The organism is Caballeronia sp. BR00000012568055 (assembly GCF_029439455.1).
Classification (GTDB): Bacteria; Pseudomonadota; Gammaproteobacteria; order Burkholderiales; family Burkholderiaceae; genus Caballeronia.
In genome coordinates this window covers 1-633 of record NZ_JAQFVG010000209.1, presented here as the reverse complement: position 1 = coordinate 633, position 633 = coordinate 1, and the positions used below count along the sequence as shown (strand labels likewise).

Here is a 633-nt window from a genome sequence, read left to right as displayed (position 1 = left end):
GCGTGGCCGTGGGTATGGCCTTTCATGATCGCTGCGTCGGCATAAACATATGATTTCTCAGGCTGGCTAAAGCGCTGGCCAGGAGAGATCAGATGAATGCAACACGTACAGTCAGCGAATCCGGCGGACTGCCGGCCCATCACATCGATGCATTTCTTGATCGTCTACGGACGGCACACTATTCCGAGGTATCGCTTCGCAAGAAACGAAGAATCCTGTGTGCGTTCTCTCGGTGGATGAAGCACAGGAACATCGACCTGGTTGACCTCGATGAGTCTGTCACGGCTCGTTTTATGAAGCGCATGATCGACGCATCACGAGACCGCGTCCAGCGTGCGCGTCCCACATTACGGCAGTTTCTCGCCTATCTGCGCGCGGAAGCCATTGTGTGTTCGCCGACATTAGACGGCGAGTCCGCGATCGCGCACACTTATCGCCGATACTTGGACTATCTGAGGCAGGATCGTGGACTCGCCAAGAACTCTCTGCTCGTCTATGGCCCGTTCATTCGCGACTTTCTCGACAGTCACTCGGCCGGCGACGGAAGTTTATTGCCAGATGCATTTGACGCGGTAACGATTCGGAATCATCTTCTTGCCCGCAGCAAAGGCCGATCGGCAGAGTACACGCGGC

1 protein-coding gene is annotated in these 633 nt (G+C 55.8%); it reads left to right on the top strand.

Translation table 11 applies throughout. From position 1 onward, the window contains the following. Nucleotides 1-92 precede the first annotated feature (92 nt). On the top strand, nt 93-633 hold a 541-nt coding region (locus P7F28_RS10145), incomplete at its 3' end, for a site-specific integrase (protein ID WP_368860332.1).